10 protein-coding genes and 1 riboswitch are annotated in these 15,973 nt (G+C 73.3%); of the genes, 4 read left to right on the forward strand and 6 right to left on the reverse strand.

What is annotated here, in order from left to right; all coding sequences use genetic code 11:
* Nucleotides 1–63: 63 nt before the first annotated feature.
* The 4 genes from C1708_RS08150 to C1708_RS08165 all read left to right on the forward strand — a co-directional run bounded on the left by C1708_RS08150 (nt 64) and on the right by C1708_RS08165 (nt 5,202).
* Nucleotides 64–1,896: a thiamine pyrophosphate-requiring protein gene (locus tag C1708_RS08150; protein WP_106412025.1), complete on the forward strand. Its 1,833-nt coding sequence runs from the start codon at nt 64–66 to the stop codon at nt 1,894–1,896.
* A 165-nt stretch (nt 1,897–2,061) separates the two neighbouring features.
* A riboswitch (cobalamin riboswitch) is annotated at nt 2,062–2,249 on the forward strand.
* A gap of 30 nt (nt 2,250–2,279) precedes the next feature.
* Complete coding sequence (locus tag C1708_RS08155) at nt 2,280–3,323, forward strand: ABC transporter substrate-binding protein (protein WP_106412026.1); 1,044 nt, start codon at nt 2,280–2,282, stop codon at nt 3,321–3,323.
* Nucleotides 3,320–4,435 carry a FecCD family ABC transporter permease gene (locus C1708_RS08160; protein ID WP_106412027.1) on the forward strand — a complete coding sequence of 372 codons (1,116 nt, stop codon included), beginning with the start codon at nt 3,320–3,322 and terminating at the stop codon, nt 4,433–4,435. Before C1708_RS08155 ends, C1708_RS08160 begins: the two co-directional genes overlap by 4 nt.
* Entirely contained in the window at nt 4,432–5,202 is a 771-nt protein-coding gene (locus C1708_RS08165) for an ABC transporter ATP-binding protein (protein WP_106412028.1), read from the forward strand. The genes C1708_RS08160 and C1708_RS08165 overlap by 4 nt, the downstream gene beginning before the upstream one ends.
* 53 nt (nt 5,203–5,255) lie before the next feature.
* On the opposite strand, the gene C1708_RS08170 is transcribed toward C1708_RS08165, so the two are convergent.
* The 6 genes from C1708_RS08170 to C1708_RS08200 all read right to left on the reverse strand — a co-directional run bounded on the left by C1708_RS08170 (nt 5,256) and on the right by C1708_RS08200 (nt 15,763).
* Complete coding sequence (locus C1708_RS08170; RefSeq protein ID WP_106412029.1) at nt 5,256–5,987, reverse strand: glycoside hydrolase family 11 protein; 732 nt, start codon at nt 5,985–5,987, stop codon at nt 5,256–5,258.
* Between the two features lie 694 nt (nt 5,988–6,681).
* Nucleotides 6,682–8,901 (reverse strand): SpoIIE family protein phosphatase, encoded by a 2,220-nt coding sequence (locus C1708_RS08175; protein WP_106412030.1) that lies wholly within the window; start codon nt 8,899–8,901, stop codon nt 6,682–6,684.
* Between the two features lie 269 nt (nt 8,902–9,170).
* On the reverse strand, nt 9,171–9,557 hold the full coding sequence (locus C1708_RS08180; RefSeq protein WP_106412031.1) for an STAS domain-containing protein: 387 nt from the start codon (nt 9,555–9,557) through the stop codon (nt 9,171–9,173).
* 136 nt (nt 9,558–9,693) lie between these two features.
* Nucleotides 9,694–10,005 (reverse strand): STAS domain-containing protein, encoded by a 312-nt coding sequence (locus C1708_RS08185; protein ID WP_106412032.1) that lies wholly within the window; start codon nt 10,003–10,005, stop codon nt 9,694–9,696.
* Nucleotides 10,005–13,985 (reverse strand): SpoIIE family protein phosphatase, encoded by a 3,981-nt coding sequence (locus C1708_RS08190; protein ID WP_241911430.1) that lies wholly within the window; start codon nt 13,983–13,985, stop codon nt 10,005–10,007. The genes C1708_RS08185 and C1708_RS08190 overlap by 1 nt, the downstream gene beginning before the upstream one ends.
* 1,130 nt (nt 13,986–15,115) lie before the next feature.
* Nucleotides 15,116–15,763: a superoxide dismutase gene (locus C1708_RS08200; RefSeq protein WP_106412035.1), complete on the reverse strand. Its 648-nt coding sequence runs from the start codon at nt 15,761–15,763 to the stop codon at nt 15,116–15,118.
* Nucleotides 15,764–15,973: the final 210 nt, after the last annotated feature.

Raw genomic sequence — 15,973 nt, forward strand, 5'->3', positions numbered from 1 at the left:
CCGCGCCGCGCCCCCCTGTCCCGGCGCCGGCCGTCCGCCGGCGGGAGCAGAAACGGAGTCCGCATGGCCAGCACGAAGGTGTCCGACTTCATCCTCCAGCGGCTGCGCGACTGGGACGTCGACCATGTCTTCGGCTACGCGGGCGACGGCATCAACGGACTGCTGGCCGCCTGGGGGCGGGCGGACAACGAGCCGAAGTTCGTCCAGGCGCGGCACGAGGAGATGTCCGCCTTCCAGGCCGTCGGCTACGCCAAGTTCTCCGGCAAGGCGGGTGTCTGTGCCGCCACCTCGGGCCCCGGTGCGATCCACCTCCTGAACGGCCTCTACGACGCCAAGCTGGACCACGTCCCGGTCGTGGCGCTGGTCGGGCAGACGAACCGCAGCGCCATGGGCGGCTCCTACCAGCAGGAGGTGGACCTCGCCGCGCTCTTCAAGGACGTCGCGTCCGACTTCTGCGAGACGGCGACGGTCCCCGAGCAGCTGCCGAACCTGATCGACCGCGCCTTCCGCACCGCGTACGCCCGGCGCACGGTCACCGCGGTCATCCTGCCGGGCGACGTGCAGGAGATGGACTACAGCCCGCCCACGCACGCCTTCAAGATGGTGCCCTCCAGCCTCGGCCTGGGCCGGTACGCGCCGGTCCCCGCCGACGAGGACCTCCAGCGGGCCGCCGACGTGCTGAACGCGGGCGAGAAGGTCGCCGTGCTGATCGGGCAGGGCGCGCGCGGCGCCCGCGAGGAGGTCGAGCGGCTCGCGGACGTGCTGGGCGCCGGGGTGGCGAAGGCGCTGCTCGGCAAGGACGCCCTGCCCGACGACCTGCCGTACGTCACCGGCTCCATCGGGCTGCTGGGCACCCGCCCCTCGTACGAGCTGATGCGGGACTGCGACACGCTGCTGATGATCGGGTCCAGCTTCCCGTACACGCAGTTCCTGCCGGAGCTGGACCAGGCGCGGGCCGTGCAGATCGACATCGACCCGCACATGATCGGCCTGCGCTACCCGAACGAGGTGAACCTGGTCGGCGACGCCCGCGAGACCCTGCGACGGCTGCTGCCGCGCCTGCACCGCAAGGAGGACCGGACCTGGCGGGAGCAGGTCGAGGAGAACGTCACCCGTTGGTGGGAGGTGATGCAGCGGCGCGCCGCCGTGAGCGCGGACCCGGTGAACCCGGAGTACGTGGTGCACGCCCTGGACGGCAGGCTGCCCGACGACGTGATCCTCGCCGCCGACTCCGGCTCGGCCGCCAACTGGTACGCCCGGCATCTGCGGCTGCGCGGCCGGATGCGCGGCTCGCTGTCCGGGACGCTGGCGACGATGGGCCCCGGTGTGCCGTACTGCATCGGCGCGAAGTTCGCCCACCCCGACCGGCCGGCCATCGCCCTGGTCGGGGACGGGGCCATGCAGATGAACGGCATGATGGAGATGGTCACGGCGGCGAAGTACTACCGCGAGTGGTCCGACCCCCGGCTGATCGTCGCCGTGCTGAACAACGGCGACCTCAACCAGGTCACCTGGGAGATGCGGGCCATGTCCGGCGCGCCGCAGTTCGAGGAGTCGCAAGCCATCCCGGACCTGCCGTACGCGGACATCGCCCGGCGCATGGGCCTGGACGGGGTCCGGGTGGAGAAGCCGAAGCAGGTCGAGGCCGCGTGGGACCGGGCGCTCGCCGCGGACCGGCCGTTCGTCATCGACTTCCGCACCGACCCGGCGGTGCCGCCGATCCCGCCGCACGCGTCCCTGGACCAGATCGAGGCGGCGGCCGCCGCGATCCTCAAGGGCGACAGCGACCGCGGCTCGATGGTGCGGCAGGGCCTGAAGGCGAAGGTCCAGGAGATGCTCCCCGGCACCCGGCACCGCGCCGGCCGGCCGGGCGCGGGCCCGGACGACAGCGCCTGAGCCCGGCGCCGCGCCTCCCGGGACCGCGCCTCTCCACCTCCTCCGTCCGGCGTCCCCGGGAGCGCTCCGCGCCCGGCCGGGCGCGGGTCGCCGGCGGGCGGTGCGAGGCGCCGCCGCTCCGGGGCGGGTGCGGACACCCGCCCCGCCCTTTCGCCCCGCGGGGGCCGACTCGTAGGATCGACGGGTCATCAACACCGCGACGGGAGACAGGAAGCCGGTGCGAGTCCGGCACGGTCCCGCCACTGTGACCGGGAAGTGCACCCCCTTCCACGTGCCACTGCGCGCCGCGCGGGAAGGCCAGGGGGAAGCGTCGATCCGGGAGTCAGGACACTGGCCTGTCGCGGGCCCGTTCCGAGGAGCGCGGACTCCCCAGGAGGCTTCACGTGTACGACGGCACGTCCCGTCCCGCCCTGTCCACCCCTGCCCGCAGGCGGCCCGCCGTGCGGGCGACCACCGCCGCCCTCGCCCTCGCGGCCGCCCTGCTGACCGCCGGCTGCGGATCGTCCCGGGACACCGCCCAGGACGCGAAGGCGCCGGCCGCACCGGCCGCAGGCTTCCCCGTCACCGTCGACAACTGCGGCGTGCGGACCACGTACGAGAAGCCGCCCGCGCGCGTCGTCACCATCCACCAGCACCCGGCGGAACTGATGCTCGCCCTCGGTCTGAAGGACCACATGGTCGGCACCGCCTTCCCCGACTCCCCGGTCCTGCCCGAGCTGAGGAAGGACTACGCGTCGATCCCCGAACTGGCCAGGAAGGAGCCGTCGTTCGAGACGGTCCTGGAGGCCGACCCGGACCTCGTCTACGGCGGTTACGGCAGCGCCTTCGCCGAGAACGAGGGCCGTTCCCGCACGGCGTTCGCCGACGCCGGCATCGACACCCACCTCAACCGCGAGTACTGCGGCAGGAAGCGGGTCACGATGCGGGACACCTACGACGAGATCCGCACCGTCGGCCGGATCTTCGGCGTCCCGGAGCGGGCCGACGCGCTGGTCGCCGACCTCGCGGACCGTGTCGGGAAGGCCGCCGGCAAGGTCGCGGACGTGCCGAAGGTGCCCGTCTTCGTCTACGACAGCGGCGACCGGACCGCCTTCACCGCGGGCGGCAAGAGCCTGGGCACCGAACTGATCCGGCTGGCCGGCGGCGAGAACGTCTTCGCCGACCTCGACGACGTCTTCGGCGACGTCTCCTGGGAACAGGTCGTCGACCGCAGGCCCGAGGTCATCGCGATCTACGACTACGCCGGCGCCGGCAGCGTGGAACGGAAGAAGAAGTTCCTGCTCTCCCAGCCCGCTCTCGAGGACGTGCCCGCCATCAGGAACAAGCGGTTCGTCGTCCTGCCGCTGACCGCCACCCTGGTGGGCGTCCGCTCCGCCTACGCGGTGGAGGACCTGGCCCGCGGCCTCCACCCCGAGAGCTTCGCGTGACGGCCCCGGCCGTCGGGACCGGCACCGAGCGGGCCGCACGGCGACGGCACGAGGACGACGGGCGGGCCGGCCTGGCCGGTCTCACCGTCACCCTCGTCGTCCTGGCCGTCACCCTGGCGGTCTCCGCCACCGCCGGTCTGGCCATCGGGTCGGTGCGGGTGCCGCCCGGCCAGGTGTGGGGCATCGTGACGCACGCGCTGGGCGCCGGCTGGACGGAACCGGACTGGTCGCGGGCGCGGGAGACCATCGTGCTGGACGTACGCGCGCCGCGCGTGCTCCTCGGGGCCGTGGCCGGGGCGGGCCTCGCGGTCGTGGGCACCGCCCTGCAGGCCCTGATCCGCAACCCGCTCGCCGAGCCCTACCTGCTCGGCGTCTCCTCGGGGGCGTCCCTGGGCGCCGTGTCGGTGATCGTGTTCGGGGTGACCCTGTTCGGGCCGGCGTCGCTGTCGGTCGCCGCGTTCGCGGGCGCGCTGGGCGCCCTGGTGCTCGTCTACGCCACCGCCCGCACCGGCGGCCGCATCACGTCGGCACGGCTGGTGCTGTCCGGTGTGGCCGTCGCCGCGATGCTCACCGCCGTGCTGGACCTGCTGCTGCTCGCCACCGACCGGGGCAACGAGGCCCGCGCGGTCCTCGCCTGGACCCTGGGCGGCCTCGGCGGGGTCACCTGGGACACGGTCCGGCTGCCCGGCGCGGCCCTGCTCCTGGGGGTCGCCGTCCTCATGGTGCAGGCCCGCAACCTCAACCTCCTGCTCGCCGGTGAGGAGGCCGCGACCACGATGGGCCTGGACGTGGCCCGCTTCCGCGCCCGCATGTTCGTCGTGCTCTCCCTCGTCACCGGCATCCTGGTGGCGGCGTGCGGCCCGATCGGATTCGTCGGCCTGATGGTGCCGCACATCGTCCGCATCGCCGTCGGCGGCGACCACCGGCGCGTCCTGCCGACGGCAGCCCTCGGCGGCGCGGTCTTCCTCGTCTGGGCGGACATCGCCGCCCGCGTCGTCGCGGCGCCCATGGAGATCCCCGTCGGCGTGCTGACCGCCCTGTGCGGCGGCCCCTTCTTCCTGTGGCTGATGCGCCGCACTGCCCGCCGGAGCACCGACCGAGGAGCGGTATGACCGGCACCGAACTCGTCATCGACACGGTCACCCTCACCGCCGGCGCGCACCGGCTGGTCGAGGAGGTCTCCCTGACGGCCCGCCCCGGTGAGGTCATCGGCCTGGTCGGTCCGAACGGCAGCGGGAAGTCCAGCCTGCTGCGCGCCGTCTACCGCGTCCTGCGCCCCGCGGCCGGCCGGGTGTCCGTCGACGGTGCCGACGCCTGGTCGCTGCCCGTGCGGCGACTGGCCCGCACGGTGGCGGCGGTGGTGCAGGAGACGGGCGCCTCGTTCGGCCTCTCGGTGCGTGAGGTCGTCGCCATGGGCCGCACCCCGCACAAGCGGCTGCTCGACGGCGACACCGCCGAGGACGCCGGTGCGATCGCGGCGGCGCTCGAAGCGGTCGACGCCACGAGCCTCGCCCACCGCCCCTTCGACCTGCTCTCCGGCGGCGAGCGCCAGCGCGTCCTCATCGCCCGCGCCCTCGCCCAGCAGCCCGCGCTGCTGGTCCTGGACGAGCCGACCAACCACCTCGACATCCGGCACCAGCTCGAACTCCTCGGCACCCTGCGGAGGCTGCCGGCGACGGTCCTGACCGCCCTGCACGACCTCAACCTCGCCGCCCGCTACTGCGACCGCCTCTACGTCCTGCACGCCGGCCGGGTCACGGCCTCGGGCCCGCCCGCGGACGTCCTGACGCCCCGCCTGCTGGCCGAGGTCTACGGCGTGGCGGCCGAGGTCGCCGTCCATCCGCGCACGGGCGCTCCCCAGGTGACCTTCCTCCCGTGACCGTGGAAGGGCCCCGTGAGCGGCGTGCTCACGGGGCCGGCGCGGCGACGGGATCAGCCGGAGACCGTGATGGTGGAGCTTCCGCTGCTCTGGTAGCCCTCGGTGGCCATGATCATGTAGTACCTGAACTGGCCCAGGTTCAGGCCCGCGCGCGCCCAGGCGTCGAAGTGGTTCCCGGTGGTGATGGTGCCGGATCCACTGGTCACCTTCGACCGGCGGACGCTCCAGTACTGGTCGAAGGTGCGGGTTCCCTCGACGGACGGGGCGTTGTACCGGGTCGTCCGGTAGATGTCGTACGTGCCGCCGTCGCTGGTGACGGTGCCCCGGTGCTCGCCGGTGGGCCGGTAGCTGCCCCAGTTGTCGACGATGTAGTACTCGACCAGCGGGTTCGAGGTCCAGCCGTAGAGGCAGCCGTAGCCGTTGCCCGACGGGTTGAAGTAGCCGGTGTACCGGACCGTCCTGCGTCCGCCGTTGCTCCAGCCCTTGCCGGCGACGAAGTTGCCGCAGTTGGTCCACCGGGTGCTGTAGCTGCCGCCGCCGTTGAGCGTCATGGAGACGGAGCCGCCGCCGTCGGTCCAGAACGAGTAGTACATGCCGTCGTAGCCGGTCTGGTTGGTGGTGATGGTGGTGGCGGCGTGGGCGGTGCCGGGCACCAGCAGCCCCGACGCGGTGGCGAGCGCGGCGGCGCCGGCGCCGGCGCCGACGAGGAAGCCGCGGCGGCTCAGGCCGCTGAAGGGGGCGGGGCTTTGCCGGATCCGGTCCTGCTGCGTGCCGTCCTGGTGCATGCGTCCTCCCGGTGAAGGTCGGTGGGGGCCGGGCGGCTCCTGCCGCCCGCGGCCTTGCATGGAGCGGCCACCGTCCCCGGTCGTGCGACGTGAGGGGAACGGGGACCTGCTGTCGTGCGGTGGCCACAGTTTTCGAAGGACGTCATGGGCCTGTCAACAGTTTCGACAACCTTTCGGAAACTGTTCCTCCAGCGGATCACCTGGGACGGTACACATATGCCCAGGTCGCCCCCGCCCACAAGGGCATCACCGTGGAGCGTCGACGGACGGGCGAGGCGCACGCAACGCAAGCACGCACAGCTGTACCGAAACTTTCGAAGCGGCTGTCACGGGTCCCGGGACATCGTCGCGTAGACCCGGTCGAAGCGCCCCGCAGCCAGGTCCTGCCGCGCGCTCGACCACCCGAGGACGGCCCCCTCCAGGCCGTGGACCGCATGTTCCCACCGGGCCGGACACACCCAGTCAGTCCTCAGGCCGTACGTCCCCGCCTTCCCCCGGACCCTGAGAAGGTCGTCGGCCCGGGGGCGTCATGGGCGGGATGACAGAAGCCCGGTGTGACGACGGAGCGGCGCAGGGAGCCCGTACCAACGATCCTCGCGCGGGCGGCAGTCGTCCCCGACGCCCGTCGCACGGCCTGCGCCGGATCGGCCGACGGCCCGTCACCCGCCGCCGGTCCCCCCGGGTCAGGGCGCGGTTACCGCGAGCACGGTGGCGGCGCGTCCGCGGTGACGACCAGCGCGGCCTGGTCGTCGTCGACCGTGCGACCGTCCATGAAGGCGCGGATGTCCTCCGTCAGGGTCCGCACGACGTCCGTCGCGGTGGGGCGGAGCGGGGCGGAGGCCAGGGCGTCGGCCAGTCGCGCGTCCCCGTACTGCTCCGCGCCCGCGGCCCGGCACTCGGTGATGCCGTCGGTGTACAGCACCAGGCTCTCCGCGGGGCGCAGCGTGAAACGGACGGCGTCGAGCAGGGGCGGGATGCCGATGCCGAGCAGGCCGCCGGAGGCCTCGACCGGGGTGACCGCGTGGCCGGCGTCCAGCAGGAGGGGCGGTGTGTGGCCCGCCCTGACGAGTTCGACGGCGAGTCCGTCGCCGACCGGCGTCAGGTGGCCGTAGACCAGCGTGACGAAGCCGTTGTTCTGCTCGGGGTTGCGGTCGTTCAGGGCTCGGTCGACGGCCTTGACGACGCTGACCGGGTCGTCGAGCAGCGGGGCGACGGCGCGAGCGGTGTGCCGGACCAGGGCCGTCGTGGTGGCGGCCCTGGCACCGCGCCCGCAGACGTCCCCGAGGACGAAGGACCAGCTTCCGTCCCCGCGGGAGAAGACGTCGTAGAAGTCGCCCCCGATGTCGAGCCCCTGGCCGGCCGGGTGGTAGAAGGCGGCGAGCTGCGCGCCGGGGACGTCGGGCAGGTCCGGCAGCAGCAGGCCGGTCTGGAGGTCACGGGCGAGGGCGGCGCGCTGCGCGTACTGGCGTGCGTTGCGCGCGGCCGAAGCGGCGCGGCGGGCCACTTCCTCCGCCAGAGCGATCCGGTGGCCGTCGAGGGACGCTTCGTCCGTCGCGTACAGGCTCAGCGCGCCGAAAGGACGCCCCCGGTCCAGCAGAGGCACGCAGAGGTATCCGGTGACGCCCAGCTCCTGCCAGAGTCCGGGACCGGTCGGGGTGCGGCGGGCCACTTCGGTGACGCCGGAGGCCAGGACCCGCGCGAGGGCGTCGTCCCCGGTGTCCGGGACGGGGCGGTGCGAGGCGAGCAGCTCACGAGCGCGCTCGCTCGTGGCGGCGGCCGCCACCCGCTGGACGCGTCCCGCCTCCACGACGTCCACCGCGGCGAGCGGGGCCAGCACCGGGACGGCCAGGTCGGCCAGCCGTCGCAGTGTCTCCCCCTCGTCCAGCGGGCCGGCCAGCGCGGTGCTGACGGCCAGCAGGTAGGAGAGGTCGTCGCGGGCCGCCTTCTCCCGGGCGTCGGCCGCCCGCCGGGCCTGTTCGGCGTGATGCCGCTCGACGGCGAGGGCGGCGGTGTCGACGAAGAGGCGGGCCAGCGCGAGGTGGATGTCCTGGGGGGCGCACGGTGTGCGGTGGTACATCGCGAACGTGCCCAGCACCCGCCCGTCACGGCCGAGGATCGGCGTGGACCAGCACGCGGCGAGTCCGGCCCGGCCGGCCAGGTCACGGAAGTCCTCCCACAGGGGGTCGCGGGCGATGTCGGTGACGATCACCTTCTGCCGCCGGTGGGCGGCCGTGCCGCACGAGCCGACTCCCTCGCCGATGGCGATGCCGTCGATGGCCCGGTTGTAGAAGCCGGGCAGGCTGGGTGCGGCACCGTGGTGCAGGCGGCGGCCGTCCTCGTCCGCCAGCAGGACCGAGACGATGACGCCGGGGGAGAGTTCCTCGATCGCCCGGCACATCCCCTCCAGCACCTCGGGCAGGGGCGCCTGACGGGCGATCTGTTCCAGGAGCGCGCGCTGCTCGGCGGCCAGCCGCCGGGCGTGTTTGACCTGGGTGGTCTCCACTCCGATCATGCGTACGCCGATGACGTTGCCGCCGGCGTCGCGGCGGGCCTCGTAGGTGAAGTCGAAGAACGCCTCACGGGCCTGGCTGCCGACGCCGATGACGACACGGGTGTCGCGGCCGATGTGCCGCTCCCCCGACCGGTAGACCTGGTCGAGCAGCCCGAGGAAGCCCTGGGCCTTCAACTCGGGCATCAGATCGCCCAGGGGCACACCGGTGCGTTCCCGCCGCCCGCCCCCGATCGCGGTGAAGAACGCGGGGTTCGCGGCCTCCAGCACATGGGCGGGACCCGCCATGGAGGCGAACAGCGCGGCCGACGTCCCGAACAGCAGCGACAGGTCCTCGTCCACGTCCCGTTCCGCCGGTGACGGGCGCGCCCCCTCCTCGGACCGCGGTTCCCGTTCAGCTCTCATCTCGTCCCCTCCACCGGCGCGTGCACCGGACCGGCACTCGTTCCCCCCGGCTCCGGCCCATGCCTTCGGCGGGAGCGTGCGACGTGACGTCCCGGCCGCGCGGGACATCACCGCGTCCGACGGGGTGGGGCGCGACCGGCCGGCGAGGCGCGACCGTCCCGCGGCCGGGCCGTCCGGAGCGTCCGGGGCGACGGGTCGCCTCACGGCTCATCGCCTCGCCCCGCCGGCGGACCGCCCTTCTCGGCACCGCGGCGGAGCGGCCACGGGCGTCACCCGGACGCGCCGGCGCCGTCGGCGGCGCCGTCCGGGGCGACGGCGGCCAGCGCGTCGGCGACCGTGTCGTGGAGGGGGAGCAACTCGGAGATGCCGGTCATGTTCACCATGCGCACGAGACGGTCGGGCACGCGCGCGATGCGGAGCGAACCGCCTGCCTTCTGGGCGGCGTGCATCAGGACGATGAGGGTGCTGAGGCCGGTGGAGTCGACGAAGTCCACCTGGGCCATGTCCAGGACGAGGTGCGGAGCGCCTTGGCTCACGGCGGTCAGCGCCTGCGCCCGCAGCACGGGCGCGGTGTGCAGGTCGACATCTCCGGTGACCACGACGACGGCTGTGCGCTTCCCGGTGTATCGGACGGTCGTGTCGAGGGTGTCACTCACGTGAGACTTCACTCCTGGACGGACGGCTCTGGTACGGACGGTCTCTGTGCGGCGCGGCGCGTACGGCGGCGGGTGTCACCGCCGCACGGGCGTGCGGAGAGGAGGGGCATGGTGCGGTTTCCCCGTGCGGGCCGGGTCAATCCCGCGGTCCGTTCCGGGCGCCGGGGCCGTGAACGGTGGCCAGTTCGGCGAGACCCGAGACGGTGACGACGGGTTCGAGCAGCGGGGGAACGATCAGTTCCAGCCTCTCGGCGTGGGCGAACAGCACGCTCAGCCCTGCGCTGTCGAGGTATTCCACCTCCGTCAGGTCCACGACGAGGGGGCCCGGGTCACCGTCCAGGGCTTCGGCCAGATGACCGACGTTGCTCATGTCGATCTCGCCGCTGACGACGAGCCGGACGGTGCCGTCGGGGCTCCGTCCGGGTATGAGCGTGAGCGGGGTTGTCATCAGGCGATCCTCATCTGCATGTCGACGGTGGTGCCGGACGGGCCGGGGGAGACGGTGACCTGCTGCATCAGGGCGTGCATCAGGGAGATGCCCCGGCCCCGGTGAGCGTTGATTTCGGGCCGTGGAACCTTCCACCGGCCGCTGTCGGCGACCGTCACGCGCAGGGTGTCCACCAGCGCCACGGCGCGCAGCCGCACGTCCTCCCCGGGAGCGTTGCGGTGGCCGTGCTCGATCGCGTTCGCGCAGGCCTCACCGGCGGCGACGAGAACGTTCTGCACGGTGTTCGGCGGCAGGTCGCACTGGGCGAGCCAGCTCCGCAACGCCTTGCGGACGGGGGCGAGCTGGGCGGACTCGGCCGGGAAGGTGATCTCCAGCGGCGCCGGATGGCGGTACAGCAGCAGCGCCACGTCGTCGTCGTACCCGCCTGTCGGCGCGAGCCTCGACATCACGGCGCTGGCGAGGTCCTCGACCGGCATGTCGCGGCCCTCCTGCACGGCGTCGCCCGCCTGCTCGATCCCCGTGCTGAGCGGACGCCGCCGGCGTTCGACGAGGCCGTCGGTGTACAGCAGCAGCGTGGCCCGGGCGGGAAGGGAGCACGCGGCCTCCGGGCGCGGCCGGCCCGGCCGTACGGCCAGGGGCAGCGCACGCCCCTCCTCCAGCAGCCGGGTGGTGCCGTCGGGGTGCACGAGGATGCCCGGCGGATGCCCGGCGCTGGAGTAGGTGAGCTCTCCGGTGGCGGGATCGAGCACACCGCAGAACACGGTCGTGCACTGCGCACCGGTCACGCCGGCCGCGAACTGGTCGAGCGCCGTGAGCGTCCGGGCGGGGCTGGGGTCCTGGAGCAGCAGGGCGCGGCAGGCGCTGCGCAGCTGCCCCATGACGCTGGCCGCCTCCAGGCCACGTCCGACGCAGTCACCCACGACGATGCCGATGCGCCCGTCCGGCAGGGCGACGGTGTCGTACCAGTCGCCGCCCACCTCCAGCGGGCGTGTGGCGGGTTCGTACCGCACGGCGAAACCGTCGGGAAGCCGTGCGGGGCCGAGGATGGCGCGCTGGAGCGCGATCGCGGCCTCCCGCTGCTGGTCGATCTGATGCGCCCGCACCAGACCCTGCGCGAGATGCCCGGCCAGCAGCGACAGCAGCAGCTGGTCCTCGGAGGTGAACGGCCGGTGTCCCCCCAGATCGACCCACAGGGCCAGCGGACCTCGCGGGTGTTCCAGCAGGACACTCGCGCCGTTGTCCTCCGGCACCACGGTGAGCGGGGACCGGCGGCGCAGCGCCGCGAGCAGTTCCCGGCGCTCGGCCGGCAGGTCCTCCCACCGCAGATCCGCGTCGGCGGTCGTGAGCTCCGGCGTGTCGTCGTCGCCGAAGACGGCGGCCACCACGTCGCGTGCGTGCCACAGCGACCGCAGCTCGTCCAGGGCCCCGGACAGCGCCTCGGGCAGACTGGTGGCGCGTGACAGCGAGGTGCTCAGCGCCGCGAGCGCCGTCTCGCGCTGGATGGCGTAGTGCTCGGCGGTGACGTCGCGGAAGGTGCCGACCGTGACCCGGCGGCCCGTGTCCGGGTCCTCGGCCTTGTTGTAGGTCACGGTTATCCACAGGCGGCGGCCGTCCCGGCGGGTGACCGGGACGGTGTACGAGCCCTGCGGGGTCTCCAGCAGGCCGGCGAAGGCGAGGCCGACCTGCTCGTGCGCGCCCGGATCGGTGTCCGCGTCCGGCCACCACGGATGGATCGGGGCGTACGGCAGGCCCTCGGGCCCGTAGCCGAGGATGTCGGTGAAAGCCGCGTTGATCTCCACGACGGCCCCGGACTCGTCGCAGACGAAGAACGCCTCCTGGAGCGAGTCGATGAGCGCCGTCCGCCAGCGCAGGTGGTGGCCGCGCAGCCGGGCCAGTTCGACGTTCGCGCGGACCCGGGCCAGCAGCTCGGCCGCGGCGAAGGGCTTCACCAGGTAGTCGTCGGCGCCGGCCTGCAGTCCCTCGATCGACGCCTCCTGCCCGGCCCTGGCCGACAGCAGCAGGACGGGCACCGAGGCCGTACGGGTGTCGCCACGCAGTCGCGCCACCAGCTCCAGTCCGTCCAGCCGGGGCATCATCACGTCGCTGACGACGAGATCGGGAATGCGCCGGCGGGCGGCGTCGAGCGCCGCGACGCCGTCGGCGACCGCGGTGACCTCGTACCCCGCGGCAGCCAGGATGCGGGTGAGGTACTCGCGCATGTCGGCGTTGTCGTCGGCCACCAGTACCCGTGCGCTGCGCGCGGGACCGGCGTCCGACCCGAGCGGGACGGCTCCCGCCGCTTCCGGGCCGTCGTCGGGCGACGCGCCCGACGCGCTCACCGGGAGCCAGCGGTGGGCCTCGTGGACGTAGGGGTCGGCGGCGGCCGGGGCCGTGGCGCCGGCCGGCTCCGCCACCGTGGAGCCCTCGGGCAGGTGCGCGGCGCCGAACGGCATCCGGATGGTGAAGGTGGTGCCCTTCCCCTCGGTGCTCTCGGCGTCGATCGTGCCGCCGTGCAGACCGACGAGTTCCCGCACCAGGGCCAGCCCGATGCCGCTCCCCTCGTTCGACCGGGAGCGGGCGTTCTCGATGCGGTGGAAGCGCTCGAACAGCCGGGGCATCTCCGCCTCCGGCACGCCGGTCCCGGTGTCGGCCACGGTGACCACGGCATGGGAGCCGGAGCGGCGCACGGCCACGCGGACCGTTCCCTCGAAGGTGAACTTCAACGCGTTGCTCAGCAGGTTGAGGACCACCTTCTCCCACAGGGTGCGGTCCACGTACACCGGTTCGTCCAGGGGGGAGCAGTCCACGTCGAAGGTGAGCCCGGCTCTCTCCATGGCCGAGCGGAAGACGCTGGCCAGTTCCGCCGTCACCGTGGCCAGATCGACCGGCTCGTAGCGGGCCTGCATCCGGCCGGCCTCGATGCGGGAGAAGTCCAGCAGCGTGTTGACCAGTTTGCCGAGCCGCAGCCCGTTGCGGTGGATGACGTCGAGTTCCGCCCGTATCTCCTCCCCCGCGTCGGTGAGCCGGGTGCGCAGTTCCTCGACCGGTCCCATGATCAGGGTCAGCGGGGTGCGGAGCTCGTGGCTGATGTTCGAGAAGAAGGTGGTCTTGGCCCGGTCCAGCTCCGCCAGTTCCTCCGCGCGCCGCTGCTGCGCCTCGTAGCTGCGGGCGCTGCCGATGCCGGAGGCGATGTGCCCGGCCGCCAGCTCGATGAAGCCCCGGTAGTGGTCGTCCAGGTCGCGGTAGCGGTTCAGGGCGGCCACGAAGAAGCCGTACGGCGCGCTGCCCTGCTGCAGCAAGGGCACCACGAGCGCCTCCTCGGGCGGCTCCGGCCAGCCGCCGCCGGGCAGTCCGTCGAACGGTGCGCCGGTCAGCGGGACCAGGCGCGTCTCGCCCTCGGCCAGCGCCGCCGCCGGCCACACGCCCTCGGAGCCGGCCACGGGAAGGCGTCGCGGTGCGGCGGGCAGCCCGGGGGTGACGCCGGTCGCACCCGCCAGCCTGGCGTCGTCGCCGTCGAACAGGTAGGTCAGGGTGAAGGGCAGGTCCTTGGGGTTGCGGGACAGCTGCCGGTCGGCGAAGGCCAGCACCTCCTGCTCGGTGCGGATCACGCTGGGGTCCGAGCCCAGGTCCCGCAGGGTGGCCATGCGCCGCTCGCCGATCACCCGCTCGGTGTCCTCGCTGACCACGCACAGCATGCCGACGACGTCACCGGCGTCGTCCCGCAGCGGGCTGTAGGAGAACGTGTGGTACGTCTCCTCGGTGTAGCCGGAGCGTTCCAGGAACAGGAGCAGTCCCTCGTCCCACGTGGCCTGCCCGGTGCCGAGCACGGCCTCGATGCGCGGGCCGATGTCCCCCCAGATCTCCGCCCACACCTCGTTCGCGGGCCGGCCCAGCGCCCACGGGTACTTACGGCCGAGCGTGTCCCGCCGGTAGGCCGCGTTGCAGAAGAACGTCAGCTCCTCGCCCCACGCCATCCACATCGGGAACCGGGAGGAGAGCAGGATGCTGACGGCCGTCTGCAGGCTCTGCGGCCACTCCTGCGGCGGGCCGAGCGGCGTGGCCGCCCAGTCCACCCCGGCGAGGTCCCGGCCCACCTCCGGGTCGGCGGTGAACACCTGTTCCCCGACCCCCGCTTGTGGCCTGCTCACCGACCGGCCTGAACGCTCCACGCGACACCCTTCCCCTCCTGCCGACCCCTACGCCTTGGTTCACCCGTCACCCTTCGCAGGGATACGCACACCCGCGGGCCACCGGTCGCGGGTCTCAGAATAATGCGCCCTGCACCTGTGCCGGAGCACCCCACCCGCACACCAGCACGCCTGACGGCCCGGCACCCGTCCACGGCAGGCCGCGCGAGCCCCGGCAGACCGTCGCGCCGACGGCACCCGCGCCCTTGGACCACGGCAGGGATGCCTCCGCCGAGGCGCGGAGGGCGACAGGCGGCGCACGCCGAGCCCCCGGAAGCGCTGGTGCGCGCGCACGCCGACGGCCGACGACGGCCTCTTCCCCGGCGTCGCCCTGCGGGTGGCGGTCACGTCGGCCCGCCGAGGGCAGGTCGAGGAAGGGCTGATCCGGAGCCGGTCGCTGCCCGTGAGGGCGGCACGTCGTCAGACGTCAGGGCCGCTCTCGCCCGTACGCCGCCGGGCGAGCGGCAGGACCCCCGGCCGCCAGGGCGATCCCGAGGGCGCCCGTCACCGGGAACGGCGTCACCCCCATGGCGACCGCCTCGTCACTGCACCCCGCGATCTGGGCCGGCGTCGCGGTCGTTCTCGTCGGAGCCGTCTGTGCGCCCGGCATCCCGCAGCCCTCGCGGCAGGAGCCGGAGCCGCCTCGGGCCGACGGCTCGCCGGCTGCGGAGGCGGGCCCCCGTCCGACCGCGGACACGGCCTCGGCGGTCATGCCCGAGGCCGCCCACCGCCGGTGACGGAAGCGGGCGGGCGAGAGGTACGGCGGTGCACCGGCACCGGTCCGGTGACCGGCCGTACTCCGTGTCCGGGAGGGTGACGGCGGAAGGGCCCCGCGAGCGGTGTGCTCGCGGGGCCCTTCGTCGCGCCTGCCCGGTGAAAGGTGAGAAGACGATCACGAGCAGGACGACGGGGCGGCTACGGCGTCACGGCTCGAGCAGCGGGCCGCCGCCGCGCTCCTCGGCGGCGGCGTAGCGCCTGGCCACGTCCTGCCAGTTGACGACCTGCCACATGGCCTCGATGAAGTCCACCTTCTGGTTCTTGTACTGGAGGTAGAAGGCGTGCTCCCAGGCGTCGAAGACCAGGATCGGGGTGGAGCCCTGGCCGACGTTGCCCTGGTGGTCGTAGACCTGCTCCACGATCAGCCGCCCGCTGAGCGGCTCGTACGCGAGCACGCCCCAGCCCGAGCCCTGCGTGGTGGCGGCGGCCTTGGACAGCTGGGCCTTGAAGCCGGCGAAGGAGCCGAAGGACTCCTTGATCGCCTCGGCCAGGTCCCCCACGCCGTCCTGGGCGAGCGGCTCGCCGCCGCCCTCCTTCGGTCCGGTCATGTTCTGCCAGTAGATCGAGTGCAGGATGTGGCCCGAGAGGTGGAAGGCCAGGTTCTTCTCCAGGCCGTTGACCGAACCCCACGACTCCTTGTCGCGCGCCTCGGCCAGCTGCTCCACGGCGTCGTTCGCGCCCTTCACATAGGCCGCGTGGTGCTTGTCGTGGTGCAGCTCGATGATCTCCGGGCTGATCACCGGAGCCAGCGCCGCGTAGCCGTACGGAAGCTCCGGGAGCGTGTAAAGCGCCATGTCCAACGTCCTCCGACGTTATTGCGAGTCATGTGCAACTGCACGCTAGCAGCAAGAGCCTTGTTGCACACTCTTCGCAGCAACCGGGTCCGCGGGAAGGAGGGTCATGGGCTTTCCGGCCTCCTCGTGGCGGGCCGGGGCCCGGAGGGCGGAGCGTGCGAGGACGCCGGTGGCGGTGATCAGCGGGAACGCGCCTGTGGGCGCTCGTCC

The organism is Streptomyces sp. DH-12 (genome assembly GCF_002899455.1).
Lineage (GTDB): Bacteria > Actinomycetota > Actinomycetes > Streptomycetales > Streptomycetaceae > Streptomyces.

Coding starts and splice junctions, on each gene's coding strand:
- C1708_RS08175 (WP_106412030.1), bottom strand. CDS start 8,901: ATGAGAGCTGAACGGGAACCGCGGTCCGAGGAGGGGGCGCGCCCGTCA.
- C1708_RS08150 (WP_106412025.1), top strand. CDS start 64: ATGGCCAGCACGAAGGTGTCCGACTTCATCCTCCAGCGGCTGCGCGAC.
- C1708_RS08190 (WP_241911430.1), bottom strand. CDS start 13,985: ATGTGGATGGCGTGGGGCGAGGAGCTGACGTTCTTCTGCAACGCGGCC.
- C1708_RS08170 (WP_106412029.1), bottom strand. CDS start 5,987: ATGCACCAGGACGGCACGCAGCAGGACCGGATCCGGCAAAGCCCCGCC.
- C1708_RS08185 (WP_106412032.1), bottom strand. CDS start 10,005: ATGACAACCCCGCTCACGCTCATACCCGGACGGAGCCCCGACGGCACC.
- C1708_RS08165 (WP_106412028.1), top strand. CDS start 4,432: ATGACCGGCACCGAACTCGTCATCGACACGGTCACCCTCACCGCCGGC.
- C1708_RS08200 (WP_106412035.1), bottom strand. CDS start 15,763: ATGGCGCTTTACACGCTCCCGGAGCTTCCGTACGGCTACGCGGCGCTG.